At 70.6% G+C, this 12,649-nt stretch carries 29 protein-coding genes; 5 read left to right on the plus strand and 24 right to left on the minus strand.

The genetic code is table 11. The annotated features are described in order from the left end of the window. Positions 1-3: 3 nt before the first annotated feature. The 10 genes from ACGFRF_RS02740 to ACGFRF_RS02785 all read right to left on the minus strand — a co-directional run bounded on the left by ACGFRF_RS02740 (position 4) and on the right by ACGFRF_RS02785 (position 4,063). Positions 4-1,116, minus strand: a complete 1,113-nt coding sequence (locus ACGFRF_RS02740; RefSeq protein ID WP_393736485.1) for a hypothetical protein — start codon at positions 1,114-1,116, stop codon at positions 4-6. A 19-nt stretch (positions 1,117-1,135) separates the two neighbouring features. After that, positions 1,136-1,309 (minus strand): hypothetical protein, encoded by a 174-nt coding sequence (locus ACGFRF_RS02745; protein WP_393736487.1) that lies wholly within the window; start codon positions 1,307-1,309, stop codon positions 1,136-1,138. Continuing rightward, complete coding sequence (locus ACGFRF_RS02750; protein WP_393736488.1) at positions 1,309-1,515, minus strand: hypothetical protein; 207 nt, start codon at positions 1,513-1,515, stop codon at positions 1,309-1,311. Before ACGFRF_RS02750 ends, ACGFRF_RS02745 begins: the two co-directional genes overlap by 1 nt. Positions 1,516-1,605: 90 nt before the next feature. Then, on the minus strand, positions 1,606-1,965 hold the full coding sequence (locus ACGFRF_RS02755; RefSeq protein WP_393736490.1) for a hypothetical protein: 360 nt from the start codon (positions 1,963-1,965) through the stop codon (positions 1,606-1,608). Then, the gene (locus ACGFRF_RS02760; RefSeq protein ID WP_393736492.1) at positions 1,965-2,129 is read right to left on the minus strand and encodes a hypothetical protein; all 165 of its coding nucleotides are present in this window, start codon (positions 2,127-2,129) and stop codon (positions 1,965-1,967) included. Before ACGFRF_RS02760 ends, ACGFRF_RS02755 begins: the two co-directional genes overlap by 1 nt. A 172-nt stretch (positions 2,130-2,301) precedes the next feature. Next, positions 2,302-2,682 (minus strand): hypothetical protein, encoded by a 381-nt coding sequence (locus ACGFRF_RS02765; protein WP_393736494.1) that lies wholly within the window; start codon positions 2,680-2,682, stop codon positions 2,302-2,304. Positions 2,683-2,800: 118 nt separating this feature from the next. Further along, positions 2,801-3,064: a hypothetical protein gene (locus ACGFRF_RS02770; RefSeq protein ID WP_393736496.1), complete on the minus strand. Its 264-nt coding sequence runs from the start codon at positions 3,062-3,064 to the stop codon at positions 2,801-2,803. A 20-nt stretch (positions 3,065-3,084) separates the two neighbouring features. Beyond that, positions 3,085-3,354: a hypothetical protein gene (locus ACGFRF_RS02775; protein WP_393736498.1), complete on the minus strand. Its 270-nt coding sequence runs from the start codon at positions 3,352-3,354 to the stop codon at positions 3,085-3,087. Beyond that, positions 3,351-3,599 (minus strand): hypothetical protein, encoded by a 249-nt coding sequence (locus tag ACGFRF_RS02780; protein WP_393736500.1) that lies wholly within the window; start codon positions 3,597-3,599, stop codon positions 3,351-3,353. The genes ACGFRF_RS02775 and ACGFRF_RS02780 overlap by 4 nt, the downstream gene beginning before the upstream one ends. After that, complete coding sequence (locus ACGFRF_RS02785; protein ID WP_393736502.1) at positions 3,596-4,063, minus strand: DUF6907 domain-containing protein; 468 nt, start codon at positions 4,061-4,063, stop codon at positions 3,596-3,598. The genes ACGFRF_RS02780 and ACGFRF_RS02785 overlap by 4 nt, the downstream gene beginning before the upstream one ends. 266 nt (positions 4,064-4,329) lie before the next feature. Between ACGFRF_RS02785 and ACGFRF_RS02790 the strand changes: the two genes are divergently transcribed. The 5 genes from ACGFRF_RS02790 to ACGFRF_RS02810 all read left to right on the plus strand — a co-directional run bounded on the left by ACGFRF_RS02790 (position 4,330) and on the right by ACGFRF_RS02810 (position 6,577). Then, complete coding sequence (locus ACGFRF_RS02790) at positions 4,330-4,578, plus strand: hypothetical protein (protein ID WP_393736504.1); 249 nt, start codon at positions 4,330-4,332, stop codon at positions 4,576-4,578. A gap of 138 nt (positions 4,579-4,716) precedes the next feature. Beyond that, complete coding sequence (locus tag ACGFRF_RS02795) at positions 4,717-5,346, plus strand: NUDIX hydrolase (protein WP_393736506.1); 630 nt, start codon at positions 4,717-4,719, stop codon at positions 5,344-5,346. Further along, on the plus strand, positions 5,343-5,753 hold the full coding sequence (locus tag ACGFRF_RS02800; protein ID WP_393736508.1) for an NUDIX hydrolase: 411 nt from the start codon (positions 5,343-5,345) through the stop codon (positions 5,751-5,753). The genes ACGFRF_RS02795 and ACGFRF_RS02800 overlap by 4 nt, the downstream gene beginning before the upstream one ends. A 9-nt stretch (positions 5,754-5,762) precedes the next feature. Then, entirely contained in the window at positions 5,763-6,197 is a 435-nt protein-coding gene (locus ACGFRF_RS02805; protein WP_393736510.1) for a GIY-YIG nuclease family protein, read from the plus strand. Positions 6,198-6,466: 269 nt separating this feature from the next. Next, positions 6,467-6,577, plus strand: a complete 111-nt coding sequence (locus ACGFRF_RS02810) for a helix-turn-helix domain-containing protein (protein ID WP_393736512.1) — start codon at positions 6,467-6,469, stop codon at positions 6,575-6,577. A 47-nt stretch (positions 6,578-6,624) separates the two neighbouring features. On the opposite strand, the gene ACGFRF_RS02815 is transcribed toward ACGFRF_RS02810, so the two are convergent. From ACGFRF_RS02815 to ACGFRF_RS02880, 14 genes are all read right to left on the minus strand, one after another. Continuing rightward, entirely contained in the window at positions 6,625-6,816 is a 192-nt protein-coding gene (locus ACGFRF_RS02815; RefSeq protein ID WP_393736514.1) for a hypothetical protein, read from the minus strand. Continuing rightward, entirely contained in the window at positions 6,813-7,439 is a 627-nt protein-coding gene (locus ACGFRF_RS02820) for a hypothetical protein (protein ID WP_393736516.1), read from the minus strand. The genes ACGFRF_RS02815 and ACGFRF_RS02820 overlap by 4 nt, the downstream gene beginning before the upstream one ends. 35 nt (positions 7,440-7,474) lie before the next feature. Continuing rightward, on the minus strand, positions 7,475-7,696 hold the full coding sequence (locus ACGFRF_RS02825) for a helix-turn-helix domain-containing protein (protein ID WP_393736517.1): 222 nt from the start codon (positions 7,694-7,696) through the stop codon (positions 7,475-7,477). Further along, the gene (locus ACGFRF_RS02830; protein ID WP_393736519.1) at positions 7,693-8,184 is read right to left on the minus strand and encodes a hypothetical protein; all 492 of its coding nucleotides are present in this window, start codon (positions 8,182-8,184) and stop codon (positions 7,693-7,695) included. Before ACGFRF_RS02830 ends, ACGFRF_RS02825 begins: the two co-directional genes overlap by 4 nt. Continuing rightward, entirely contained in the window at positions 8,181-8,372 is a 192-nt protein-coding gene (locus tag ACGFRF_RS02835; RefSeq protein WP_393736521.1) for a hypothetical protein, read from the minus strand. Before ACGFRF_RS02835 ends, ACGFRF_RS02830 begins: the two co-directional genes overlap by 4 nt. Next, positions 8,369-8,557: a hypothetical protein gene (locus ACGFRF_RS02840; protein WP_393736523.1), complete on the minus strand. Its 189-nt coding sequence runs from the start codon at positions 8,555-8,557 to the stop codon at positions 8,369-8,371. The genes ACGFRF_RS02835 and ACGFRF_RS02840 overlap by 4 nt, the downstream gene beginning before the upstream one ends. A gap of 38 nt (positions 8,558-8,595) precedes the next feature. Beyond that, positions 8,596-8,859 (minus strand): response regulator transcription factor, encoded by a 264-nt coding sequence (locus tag ACGFRF_RS02845; RefSeq protein WP_393736525.1) that lies wholly within the window; start codon positions 8,857-8,859, stop codon positions 8,596-8,598. Further along, positions 8,856-9,038, minus strand: a complete 183-nt coding sequence (locus ACGFRF_RS02850) for a hypothetical protein (protein WP_393736527.1) — start codon at positions 9,036-9,038, stop codon at positions 8,856-8,858. The genes ACGFRF_RS02845 and ACGFRF_RS02850 overlap by 4 nt, the downstream gene beginning before the upstream one ends. Before the next feature lie 90 nt (positions 9,039-9,128). Further along, a complete protein-coding gene (locus tag ACGFRF_RS02855) occupies positions 9,129-10,151 on the minus strand; it encodes a hypothetical protein (protein ID WP_393736529.1) in 1,023 nt (340 codons plus the stop codon). 100 nt (positions 10,152-10,251) lie between these two features. Continuing rightward, positions 10,252-10,701 (minus strand): hypothetical protein, encoded by a 450-nt coding sequence (locus tag ACGFRF_RS02860; RefSeq protein ID WP_393736531.1) that lies wholly within the window; start codon positions 10,699-10,701, stop codon positions 10,252-10,254. Further along, positions 10,698-10,844, minus strand: a complete 147-nt coding sequence (locus ACGFRF_RS02865) for a hypothetical protein (RefSeq protein ID WP_393736533.1) — start codon at positions 10,842-10,844, stop codon at positions 10,698-10,700. Before ACGFRF_RS02865 ends, ACGFRF_RS02860 begins: the two co-directional genes overlap by 4 nt. A 32-nt stretch (positions 10,845-10,876) precedes the next feature. Continuing rightward, positions 10,877-11,593 (minus strand): hypothetical protein, encoded by a 717-nt coding sequence (locus ACGFRF_RS02870; RefSeq protein WP_393736534.1) that lies wholly within the window; start codon positions 11,591-11,593, stop codon positions 10,877-10,879. A 30-nt stretch (positions 11,594-11,623) separates the two neighbouring features. After that, positions 11,624-12,127 (minus strand): hypothetical protein, encoded by a 504-nt coding sequence (locus ACGFRF_RS02875; protein WP_393736536.1) that lies wholly within the window; start codon positions 12,125-12,127, stop codon positions 11,624-11,626. Between the two features lie 57 nt (positions 12,128-12,184). Beyond that, complete coding sequence (locus tag ACGFRF_RS02880; RefSeq protein WP_393736538.1) at positions 12,185-12,637, minus strand: hypothetical protein; 453 nt, start codon at positions 12,635-12,637, stop codon at positions 12,185-12,187. Positions 12,638-12,649: the final 12 nt, after the last annotated feature.

Consider the following 12,649-nt stretch of genomic DNA (forward strand, 5'->3'; position numbering starts at 1 on the left):
CTCCTAGTGGGCGTGGCCGTTGACGGCAGGGATGCGCCGGGGGGAACCGCCGCGTTCGCGGGCGGCTTCGTTCTTCGCGATGGGGTGGAACGGCACCGCGTCTCCCTTGGTGCGACGGTGCGGCGGGGGCGCCTTGCGGCCGTCCTTCTGAGCCGCCTTCTGTGGCTCCTTGACGGCGGGGGGTAGATCGGACGCGACCTGCGAAGATCCAGGCGCTGAGAGCAGCGCTGAGGGGGCTGGGTGGAGCCTCGTGAGGAGACGCCCACGGACGCTTATCGGCGCCCCGTTCGCTTCGTCCATCGCCTCGGTGAGGGACCGGCGGGAGGCGACCTGCTGGGCGTGCAGCGCCGGGGTCATGCAGGGGGTGTCTGTGCCGTAGAAGATCTCCCATGCGGCAGCGAACGCCTTCTCGAAGTCGAGCGTGCCGTAGGGGGCTGCGGACACCAGTCGCTCGGCGAGCTGCACGACGTCCTTGTGGTGGCTGCGGCGCCGCCTCTCGTGCTTGGCACGCGCCTTCTCCTCGGCCCGCCGCTTCTTCTCCGCCGCGTCGAACGAGAGCGTGGTGACCCACTGGCGGACCTCGAAGAACAGCGGGCCCATCAGGGACACTGCGGCGAGGCCGTAGCCGACGGACGGCGAGGTCTGCACCCCGTAGCCATAGTTGATCCATGCGGCGTAGCCGGCGGCGGACAGACACAGGCCACGCAGCAGCCACCGCACCCACGCTGGGAGCTTGCGCTCGTCGGCGTAGGCGACCCCGGCAGCCATCACCCAGGCGGCGCCCTCCAGCGCGAACGGCAGGGGCAGCAGCATCAGGGAGACGCGGACGAAGTGCGCTACCTGCGCGGGCAGTGAGGCGAGCGCGGAGGCGGCGACGAGAGCGAGCGTGCCGCGCCGGTACACGTTGCCCGGTGTCAGCGCCTTCTCCCGTCGGGCCGCGCGGGCGGCACGACGCTGGGCGCGGTCGCGGCGCTTCTGCGCCTTCTCCTCACGCTGCTCCTTTCGGTTCTCGCGGCGTTCGGTGCGGCGCAGCTGGGCGCGGTGTTCCTCGTCGCGGCGCTGCTCGGCGCGCTCCTCACGCAGGTCGGCGCGGCGCTCTTCTCGCCAGCTGCTCACGGGGATCAGTCCTCTCGGGTTAGTCGATGCGTTCGACGGTGACGATCAGGTCGCGGGGGTCGGTCTTCGCGGCGGCGATCCGGCGGTTGAGTTCGGCCTGGTCGTAGACGGCGATCGAGTTGGTGGGCGCCTTGGTGACCGGGTCGACGGGCTTACCGGTGCGCGACGTGGCGGTGAAGATCCAGGTCGGCATCACTCGGCCCCCACAACGACGGGCGCGGGCTGGGCCTTGCGCAAGGCGAGGTAGCCGAGGCCGAGCCAGATCGGCCCGGGGATCAGACCGGCGATCACGGCGGCGCCGGCAAGAGCGGCGGCGATCGGGGCCGCGGCCGGCGGCCATAGGCCGATCGCGATCAGGTACACGCCCAACAGGGCGATGGCGATGACGCGGAGGAGCATGGCGACCTCTTCGGGGTCGGAACGGATGGTGGGGGTTGCTGCGCCAGTTCTCCTCACCGCCCGTGCGAGACGGGCGGATCGGGCAGCCGGTCAGAGACCGAGGAGGTGGTACGGGAACGAGTCGTTCTCCAGAGGAGGCAGGCTGAACCAGCCCCACTTGGAGAGCAGCCGCCAGTGAAAGGCGAGCCGGGGCACGCCAAGCTCCAGCAGCGCGACCGCGCGGTGGTGACCGTCGCCGACGTACACCCAGCCCGTCTTGTCATCGACGTCCAGCCAGATCGGCGTCTTCAACCCGCCCCGGGCAGTGATCTCGGCCTTGTACCTGTCGACGGTCTCCCGGTCCCGGCCACGCGCGAAGTGGCGGTGGGCGTGACGCCACTTCGCGAAGTCCTTCGCCCGGATGGCCTCGTCGGTGAGGAGCGCCGTCGACAGCTCGCCGCGGTACGCCATCAGGCAGCCGCCGGCAGGTGCAGGCCGTCGAGTTCGTCGACGAGGCGCGGGCCGAGTGGGGTGACTGAGTCGACGGCCTCCGCGTGGTCGCGGATCAGCGCCCGCGTCTCCGGGTCGGCCTTGGCGTACTGCTCGATCAGGCGGATACGGTCCTGGATAGACATGGCTGTGGTTCCTCACTGGTCAGGTGGGGCTGGGATGGGGGTGGGGTGCCGCGGCCGGCGTGGGCGTGGGTGGGCACCGGCCGCGGCGGATCGGGGGGTCAGCGAGTCGGGTGCTCGCTGCGGTCGTTGACCTCGCGGAGCTTGCGGAGCATGCGCTCGTACTCCTCGGCGCTCACTGCTGGCCGTCCGGGTTGTGCTCGTCGAAGACTTCGAGCAGCTGCTTCACCGCGATCTCCAGGCGGCCGAGCGTGCGGGCCATCTCCCGGGCGTCGGACATGTCCAGCCCCCCGGCAGCGGCCAGCTCCTTGCGGGCGACCCGGACCCGGTAGCGGTCGAACGGCGTCAGATCGAAGGGGACAGCCACACGACCGACAACCGCCTGGGGCTCATCCACCCGGTAGTTGACGAAGCCGGTTGCAAGCCGCTGCTCGGTTTCCGTGTCGGTGACAGCCACTCGCAGCAGCCGGCCACCATCAGGGGTCTCACCCACCGCGCGGATCACCTCGTCGGCCTTCACTTGCGCGGCGGTCAGACGCTCGATCTCGTCGGCCATCGTCACCACCCCCGGATCTTCAGCACCCGGCGGCGCTCGACCGGCTCGGTGGGCAGCGGCGGCAGATCCGGCGTCGGCTCGACGCGGCGGAGGTCGATCGTCTTCTTCTCGTCGGCCATTAGAACCACCGCCGCTTCTTCGGCAAGGCCACCTCAGCCTCGGCGCGGGCCGCCGTGGTCCTCAGACCACGCGCCCGCTCCTGCAGTCGGTCGGCCTCACGCTGGGCCTGCGACGCCTTCTTCGGGTCGGAGTAGTCCCGGCCCCGACGCCCATACACGTCGGCGGTCATCTGATGGGCCTCGGCCTTCTGCTCGGCCTCGTAGGCCATCTGCCGCAGCGCGGGCGCCTGCCGGGACGCCCACTGCTGCTCCGGCGTCGCCAAGTCCTTGAACCGGCGCCCCATCACGCACCGCCGATCAGGTGCAGCTGGCCGGCGGCGGCGAGCACGGTGCGGGCGGCGGCCATCAGATCCTCGGCCGCAGCCAGGCTGTCCGCGTCCAGGTCCGTCATGCGACCCGACTCGGCGAGGTGCGCAAGCTGCGCGGCGTGCACGGCAGCGGTCTCGTACTGGGTGACCGCCTGGATCAGCGGGAAGCGGGACTCGACACGAGCCATCGCGTCGACGGCGTCCGGCGGCAGCGGGGCGGTAGGGGTCTCGGGCGCGATCGTCACCGGAACCACCGCCGCTTCGGCTTCGGCGGCTGACGCATGGCCAGCATGTCGCCGTAGAAGCTCTCGTTCAGGCGCAGCCAGAACGCCCACAACTCCTCGGACGGGGCCGTGTCGCACAGCGCCAGGGACTCGTCCGCCAGCTCGGCGAAGATACGGGCCAGGGACTCGCTGTCCGTCGCCTCGTGCAGTGCGGCGGCCAGCGGGGCGAGGTGCGACGTCGTCGGGGTCGGGGTCTCGGCGCTCATGCGACGACCTCCTCAACCACAGCCGCGTTGTGCAGGCGAGCCGTGCGGGCCAGGCCGCGGAGCTGCAGGGCGAACCGGATGAGGTCGTCCGCGAACCGCTCGGCCATCTCCGGGGTGTGCACGTCCGGCAGGCCACCGGTCTCGATCCCGATGTGCGCCTGGCGCAGCCGCGGGTCGGTGGACGCCGGGTCGGCCTGCAGCATCGCGTACATCAGCAGGTCGCCGTTCGGCTTCAGGAACGAGGAGATACCCACGTCCTCGGACGCCGACGTATGCGTGATGTCCTCGAACATCGTCGGGACGGCGAGGTGGTCCTCGACGCACCAGGTCGGGCACTCGATCGGCGTGACGTGCGCGGTCTTGCGGGTGCCGATCAGGGCGGGGACGAGACGGTGACCCGGCTTCAGCGCCGGGAAGGCGGTGACGGTACCCAGGCTGGCCTGGGTAGACTGCTGCACATCCATGAGGGGACCTCTCAACAGTTCCTCGTGGTAGGGCCGGCCTGAGAGGTAGGAGTCTCGGTGTCCGGCCCGATCTCTTGTTGTGCGGCGCCCGCGGACTGGGTCCGGTAGGAGTGGGCACAGCTAGTAAGCCGCGAAGCCGTGGGCTTTGCGTCTACTTTGTTGCAGGACCACCATGGCACGGGGGGTGTGCCCCCTGCAACATAGTGGACGAAGAATCTTGTGGCGCGTCTAGTCGGTGGACATCCACCCGTGAGAACATCCAGGGCATGGCAGCGAATACCCCGACCCTGAATGAAGCCGAGAAGGCGCGGTGGCTCCGCAAGCTGGACAGAGCTACTGCCGCTCACGAGAAGACGCGGCAGCAGCTTGATGAGCTGATCGCCGACGCCCGGGCCGCTGGCATCACGCTCACGCTGATTGCCGAGCACACCCCCTACAGCCGAGAGTGGGCACGAAGGATCGCTGCGCGCGTCCACACCGACCGCGGCGGGACGGAAGCGGCGGCGGACGAGTAGCTGCCAGGGCCAACTTTGCATGCCCTTGAGTCAACCGGTGCCGCGCCAGAGCTGCCATGACCGTCCGGTGCAGCGCCGATGCAGCAGGAGTGCACTCACAATGCAGCCCGCCCGAAACGATCAGGTAAGGGGCGAATAGTGGACGTCATCGACACGTGGACCGGTCGCCGAGCGTGCGCTCTGCAGCAGGCCCTACGGATGACGAATGACGGCTTTGCCGACCACCTGGGGGTGGCGGTGCGCACGGTGGCCAGCTGGCATTCGTCGCCGGACATCGTGCCGCGGGCTGAGATCCAGTCCGCCCTGGATACCGCCTACGAAAGGTCGAGCCCGTCGGTGCAGCGCCGCTTCAGTCTCCTGATTCGCCCCAAGCCGAGCGCCGTCGAGGCCCAGGCCCTTCGCGTCGCCATCGCCGTGGTCGTCCGCGACGACGACGTGCTCCTCGTCTGCAGGCGCGGATCGGACTCGCTCAGCTGGCAGTTCCCGGCCGGCGTCGTGAAGCCGGGCGCCTCTCCCGCGGTCGTGGCGGTCGAGGAGACTCACGCGGAAACCGGCGTCCGCTGCACCGTGCGCGAGCAACTGGGCTCGCGCATCCACCCGGTGACCGGTGTGGTCGCCGAGTATCTGAGCTGTGAGTACCTGATGGGTGACGCCGCGAACAGGGACCCCATCGAGAACGCCGAGGTGGCCTGGGTCCCCCGCAAACAGCTGACCCGCTTCATCCCCGAGCAGTCCATCTACCCGCCCGTCCTGGAGGTACTGGCATGACCGAGACGACGACGAAGCCGGGGATCTCCGCGGCGATCATCACCGATGGCAACCGTGTGCTCATGGTCCGGCGCCGCGTGAAGGAGGGTGAGCTCAGCTGGCAGTTCCCGGCCGGCGGCATCGAGCCCGGCGAGACGCCCGAGGAGGCCGCGGTGCGGGAGACGCTGGAGGAGACCGGCCTCAAGGTCGAGGCCGTGTCCCTGATCGGCCAGCGCGTCCACCCGAAGACCGGCCGGGAGATGAGCTACACCGCCTGCACGGTGGTCGACGGCGAGGCGCACGTCGCCGACGAGGACGAGCTGGACGCGGTCGCCTGGGTGACGCTCGCCGAGATCCCCGAGTACGTGCCCTACGGGCTGTTCGGGCCCGTGCAGGACTACTTGTCCACGGCCTTGGCGGGAGAGTGAGAAGCTGCCGTGGCTGAACTGAAGCGCCGTCGTCGCGGCAACAGCCTGATGTCTCCGGAGCGTGCCGCAGAGATCGAGCGTCAGGTGAAAGCGGAAGTCCGGCAGCTACTTGGGGAGGTACCGTCTGAGACTGCGGCTGACCCTGCTAAGCGGCCTGTCCGGTACCAGCCGTACAAGACGTACCTGATCACAGCCGAAGGACTGTCGTTGGGGAAGATCGGCCGAGCGAAGGATCCTCGCACTCGTCTGCGGCAACTCCAGACGGGGCAGCCCGTGGAGCTCTCGCTCGCATGGGCGTGCGACGGCGACTTCGAGCAGGCACTGCACCGCAGGTTCGCCGACAACCGAGTGCGCGGCGAATGGTTCGATCTAGCCTCTCTAGGCAATCCGGCCGAGATCTTGGATGCCGCAGTCGCTGAGATCAGAGAAGCGCGCGGTTACTGACCCCTCCGCCCCCGGCTTCGGCTGGGGGCGTTGTCGTGCGCCCTGTCGTGCGCCCTTGTCGTCGCGGACCACTGCCCTGACCGTGGTCTGTCAGCGGGGTGTCGCATGGACGAGAGGGGCGTCGCGTGGCACGTAGGTGGGATGACGCGGTCGGTCGACTGCTGCTGCATACCGCGGTGGTGTTGCATCGCACGGTGGCGGGTCGGGATGCGCGGGAGCGATGGCGGGCTCGGCGGGATTGGGCGATCCGGGCGGCGCGCCGGAAGGGGGTGCCGATCGAGGAGCTGGCCGGGCGGATGGGGCTGTCGGCGGGCTGGATCCGGCAGGTGCTCGCCGGGCGGCGGCCCGTCGAGCCGCCGGCGGTGGAGGAGGCGGCGTAGCCGGACATGCATGAAGGGCCCCACCGGTTCCGCGGTGGGGCCCTTCGTCATGCCGTGAGCCACTCCCAGGTCTTGGGCTCGATGCTCTCGTCGTCGTCGGCGGTGTCGAGCCAGTCGTCGAAGTGGTGCTGGCAGAGGGCGGTGGTGCCGCCGTGGTGGTGGGTGAGCCGGGCGACGGCGGGTCGGCATTCGGGGCGGCGGCCGTCGATGCTGATGCCTTCGAAGAGTTGGCAGTTCATGCAGCAGCCCTCCGGGTGGGTGTGAGTCGGAGCATCTCGGCGTGCCCGTGCCGGGTCTGGCAGCGCCGGCAGTCGACGTGGTCCATGTCCAGTGAGACGCGGAGTATCTGCCCGCAGTGGCAGGCGACGGGGACTTTGACCGGGGGCTTCTCTTCGCCGGCTGCGGTGCGGCAGCGGCGGACGATCACCCATAGCTCATCTGCGAAGTCGGCGAAGGCGGGGTGGTTGGCGGCGGCCCAGTTGAGGTTGAACCTGAGGGTTCCGACGGCGTGGTCGAGGCGCTGCTGGAGGGTGCCGGTCTCGTCGACGGTGGCTCGGCCGTGCTGTTCCCAGTCGCGGACCCAGCCTTCGAGGGGGCCGAGGACAGGCCCTCGCTCGGTCATCGCGTTGAGTACCTCCAGGCGGACCGGGAGCGGGGCTGTGCGGCTGCCGGAGACGGCTGGCCCGCCCGAGCCGCTGCCAGGGTGGAGGCTGTCGCTGAGCCGAGCGTAGAGCCCCTCAGGTCCGGCGAGAGCGAGCAGGTTGGCGGCTACGCGTTCGGTGCAGGGCCGGCAGGTTTGCTGCTCGGTGTCGTACAGGCCGGTGGCGCAGACGGTGCACTGCTGGGTGGGTGCGTCGTTCACGGCGGTGCCTTTCGTGCGGGGCGGTGCGGGGCGGCTCAGCGGGGCTGGATGTCGTGGGCGAGGCTGATGACGAGGCGCATCCCGGTGAGGGCGAGGATGCGTTCGGCCCACGGGATGGTGAGGACGGCTCGGCCGGTGAGCATCTGGTTGACGTGCTTATTGCTGAGGCCGAGTCGGCGGGCGGCTTCGGCCTGACTGATGCCGCGGGTGAGCAGCGCGGCGGCCACCTGGGCACGCAAGTCTTGCTCGGCGCTCACGGCTGCTCCCGGTAGCGGTGGTCCCAGGCGAGGTGGGGGCGGAGGATGTCGAGGGCGCGCTGGACGTCGGCGCGCTGCGGCGGGTCCGGGGCAGGGGCGGTGGGTGCGGCGAAGACGGTGTCGGCCAGCGGGTCGTAGCGGAGTTCGCCAAGGACTCGCTGCCATCCGCGGCGTATGAGGTCACCGATGGCCTGGTCGCGCCAGGCGATCCACTCGTCGGCTTCCTCGCAGGTCTGGTCGGGGTGGGGCGGCATGTGGCGACCGCTGTCGCAGGTGGGCATCCAGGGGCTGATGACCTTGATGCCGTCGCGCGGCTTCGTCTCGGCGGGGGCGTGGTCGCAGGGGCTGGGGGCGGGGCCGATGAACAGTTCGGCGGGCCCGGTGTGGTCGCCGAGGGTGATGTCGACGATGCCGATGCTGGTGAGTTCGCTGACGCGCAGCCCCTGGCAGTCGGGGCAGAGGTCGAGGTGGGTGTGGTCGCTGGTCACAGCCAGTCTCCTGTGATCTGAACGTCGGCGATGCGGTGGTACTGCTGGGCGGTGAGGCCTTGGTGCCGGAGGTCGCGCCAGCGCGGGTCCGTGGGGTCGGCGAGTTCTTCGGCGCCGCGCTGGCACAGCTGCTCCCAGTCGTGCCAGAGGGGGTCGCAGTCGCCGAGGGTGAGCTGGTCGGCGGTCACGGCTGGTCCCGGTTGTACTTCTGCTGCCAGTAGGCGCGGTCGGTGAGGGCCTCCTCGGCCGGGGTCGGCTCGGCGGCGATCGGGCACTTCGGGTGGTGGCCGCGCTGCCGCATGAACGACCGCGGGCAAGTACAGGTCGGTGCGGCGGGCAGCTGGTGGGCGTCGCAGTTCTTCCCAGGTCTCATGAGCAACCTCAGGCAGGTGCAAGCCGGTCGGTCGTCGCTCATGCTGCTGCCTCTCGTTGCTGGTCTGGGAGTTCGAGGTCGTCGAAGCGGATGAGGGTCCGCCGGAGTGCGATGACGACGGCGTGGGTGCGGGAGCGGGCGCCGAGGCGTATCTGTGCCTCCTTCAGCCGCAGGTGGACGCCTTGTTCGGTGCTGTTGAGGCGGGCGGCTATCTGCCGACTGGTGTAGCCGGATGCGGCGAGGCGTAGGGCTGCGATCTGGCCGGGGCTGAGGGGTTTGCCGTAGTAGCCGGGCGATCTCACGGCTGCCTCCCGTGCTGCTGTCGGATGTGGCCGCGGGGGTCGAGGATGCCGTCGGCGATGGCGAGTTGCCGGAGGGCGCGGCGGAGGACAGAGCGGAGTGGTTCGCGGGTGCGGCGGTAGGCGGCGAGGATGCGGGCGCTGCCGTCGTCGGGGATCCACTGGATGCGGGCGGGGGTCATGGGCTGTTCCTGTCGTCGGACTTCAGTGGCGTTGTGTGGGCCCGGGAGGGGGCGGACCCTCCCGGACTGCGTTCGCGGGCGTTGAGTGGCTTAGGCGGGCGTACAGCCGCCTTCCTGGCCGCCGTCGTCGGCCACGCCGGGGCAGGGTCGGGTTTTGCCGGGGCTGATCTCCCAGTGGTGCGGTGGGTGCGGGGTGTTGGTCCATGCGGCGTCGGGGCAGCGGATGGTGGACGCCTCCGTCTCGGGCTGCCCGGACCGCGCCACGGCGGCGGGAGCCTCCGCGCGACGGGGCACGCAGTCGCCGGAGTGGCCGGGCTGGAGTTGGCACCACCAGTCCCGCCCGCTGGACATGCCGCACTCGACCCGGCCGCCCGTCTCAGCCTCGCCGTCCTGTGTCGGGTCCTGCTGCGCCACGCGGGTGGCGTCCTCGGCGGCGCGCCGCAGCAGCTCATCGAGCGCCCCCTTCGTGCCCGGGTAGCCCTTCGCGATGACGAAGTTCCGCAGGTGCTCGGTCGGGAACTCCACCTCGCACGTCTGGTCGCAGTACCGGTGGTCGCCTGCTGCGTGGTCGCGTTCGGTCTCCTCGCGGTCCGCGCGCTGCTCGTCCGTCTCGGGCTCCTCGCCCTCGTCCTGCTGCGTCTCGCTAGCCAGACGACGCAGCCCGAGGATCACGTCGCGGACGCCCGTGTAGTACCGGGGGTCAGAGCTGTGCTCGGCTGCCGCACTTGCCAGGATCGTCTCGTATCGGTCGGCGGCCCACAGCAGGACGGCGGCCTGTTGGTCGGGCGCGGGCAGCACGGCGGGCAGCACGGCCTCGATGACACGCTGCCGGGTGGCCCACGGCAGATGGTGCGCGGTCCCCTGGAGGGAGTCGAGCGCGGCGTCGATCCGCTCCCGCAGCGTGTTCCGGTCGGTGGCGGGCGTCGGGCCAGCAGGAGCGGCGGCAACGGTCAGCCTCGGCAGCAGCCAGGCGGCGGCCTTGCGGTAGTCGTCCCGGATCTTGCTGCCGGTCTGCTGCCAGGTCGGGTGGTCGGCACCGTAGACATGGACGTCGGCGGAGCACAGCATGCGCGCCCACACTTCGATGGCGGCGGTCGGGTCGGTGTCGGTCACGGTCACTCCTGTGGCTGGTGCGGGCGGTCGGTCGTGGTGTGGGAGGCTGGGGCCGGCCCGCCGGTGATTGGTGCACCGGCGGGCCTTGCCGTGGGTGCGGTCATGCCGCTGCGCGTTCGAGCCAGAAGCCATCGCTGTGCTCGTCGCGGTACGCACGGCCGACGGTCCAGCCCTGCAGCCGGGCCAGGTCCTGCCACGTCCACCGGCGAGCGACGGATGCCCAGCCGTCTTCGGGGCGGTTCACCAGGTACGGGCTGCCGCCGGGCCCAATGCGCACGAGGACACGGTCGGTGAGCGCGGTCAGGGTGAGCGGGGCGGCCTTGAAAATCGGGCAGGCGTCGCACCTCCCGTCGGCGATGCAAGGGCCGTAGCCGCCGTAGTGGGCGCGTCGGGTGTCCTGGGCCTCTACGAGGTGGCTGTAGTCGCGTGGCCGGAGCGCGCATTCGTCACCCGCCAGGCCTCCCATGGACGCGAGAGACAGGCGGGTCCATCCCTTCCCGTCGGGGCCGCCGTTCTGATGGGCGGGAGCAGCGAGGTGGATCGGCATCATGCGGCCCTCGCTTCAGCGATCAGCCGGTCGATGAGGATGCGGATGGTGTCGGCGCTGTAGCCGTAGTCGGTGAGGGCGTGCTCGATGACGGGGCGGACGCTGCGGTCCGGGCCGGTGGGCTGCTCGGCGGGCTTGTCGGTCACGGTGTTCCTCCTGGTGGTTGGTGTGGGTGTGGTCACGGCCGGGCGGCGCGGTGGCCGGCGAGGGTGAAGGCCTCGCAGCCGGGGCAGTCGTCGATGTGCTCGGGGTTGTCGCTGTCGTCGGCGACGACGTGCGCCACGGCGGCGGCAGACACGGCGGCGTGGGCAGTGCGCGGCTGGCCGCAGTGCTTGCAGTTGGCGAGCCGGCGCTTGGCGTCGCTGACGCCCTGGTACTCCTTCTCGAAGCCGGGGCAGGCGGCGGCGTCCTCGCGGGCCCACTGCTCCTCGCGCTCGCGCAATCGGCACTCGACGTCGAACGCGCTCTCGTGGTCGCGGTCCTCGCGGCACTGCGCGGCGAGCTGGGCGTAGCTGTCGCGGACCTCGTCGCGCTGCTTCTCGACGGCCGGGCGTTCCAGCTCCCAGACGCGGGCGCGGAGGCGGCGGATCTCGTCGGCCATGGCCTTGACCGTCTCCGGGCTCATCGCGGCGATGAACGCGGCGTCGGCCTGAACCTGCGCCCAGTCCTCCTCGGCCGTCCACTCCCGGTGGGCGGGGTCGTTGTCGAGGGGCTCCTCGTCGAAGCGGCAGATGGTGCGGCGGGCGCTGTAGCCGGTGCCGGTGTCTTCGAGGTCGGCGGCGATCTCGATGAGGCTGTCACCGCCGTACTGGTAGACGCCCCACGGTCCGGGAGTGGCGGCGTCGATCACGGTGTCGATGGCGTCGAGGTTGAGGGGCTGCGGGTCGTGTGGCATCGGGTCTCCAGGGGTGATCAGGGCGGGCAGTCAGGCGGTGGGCTGGTCGGCGACGCGCTCGTGTTCGCCAGACAGGCACAGGACGCAGAACTCCGCGTCCCGGCCGGAGTGCTGGACGCGCTCGGGAGCGGCGATGCGAGGCTCGATGTAGGTCCGGCCGCGGTTGTAGTGCGGCACCGGGTCGACGGCCGGGACGGGGACGGTTGTGCTTGCGTCGATCTCCTGGCCGTCGAGCCAGTACGAGACCGGCACCGCGCCCTCAGCGTCTTCGCCGTACTCGACTTCGAGGCCCGCCTGCTTGCGCAGGGCCAGCGGAACGTCGGCGGCCTCCTGGAAGGTGGCGGCCTCAACCTTGAAGCCTTCCGGTTGCGGCAGGTGCTCGAACGCGTCGCGCAGCTCGGTCAGGCAGGCGACCATGCGCTCCTGCCACTCGATCGGCATGGACTGCATCAGCGTCCGGTGCAGCACCTGGTAGTTGCAGTAGCTGAGGCCGAACCAGTCGTGGATCGGGCCGTCGGTCGGGTGAGTGGCCATGGCGTGTTCCTTCGTGGTTGTGGTGTGCGGTGGGTGCGGTGGCTTGTGGTGCGGGGCCTAGGCGGCGGCCACCCGCCGGTGCTCCTCCGGCAGGTCGGCGTCGCAGTAGAAGCCGATCGTCAGGTGCATGCCGTGATCCTCGACGACCTTCCACACCGCGGTATCGATGCAGGCGGGCCGGCCGTCCTGCTCGCGGCGGAAGTTGGTGGTGCAGTCCGCGAGGTCGGTGAAGTCGGGCAGCACCCAGCCGGCGGCGCGGTGGTGGACGCGGACGTCCGGGCCGTCGTCGGCGCTGGCTTCCTCGGTCTCGGCGGCGGGCTTGCAGTCGTCGTGGATGTAGGTGGGGTCGCCGGCCTTGATCCCGCAGGCGCAGCACTGCAGGAAGTCGCCGGACTCCTGGGTCTTCGGGTCGAACCAGCTGCCGAAGTGCAGCAGCTCGGTGGTGCCGCAGTCCTCGCAGACCATGGGGCCGGTGTAGCCGTGGCTGCGGGCGATCTCGGTGGTGGTCACGGACGGGTCCTT

This window comes from Streptomyces sp. NPDC048521 (genome assembly GCF_043199855.1).
Classification (GTDB): domain Bacteria; phylum Actinomycetota; class Actinomycetes; order Streptomycetales; family Streptomycetaceae; genus Streptomyces.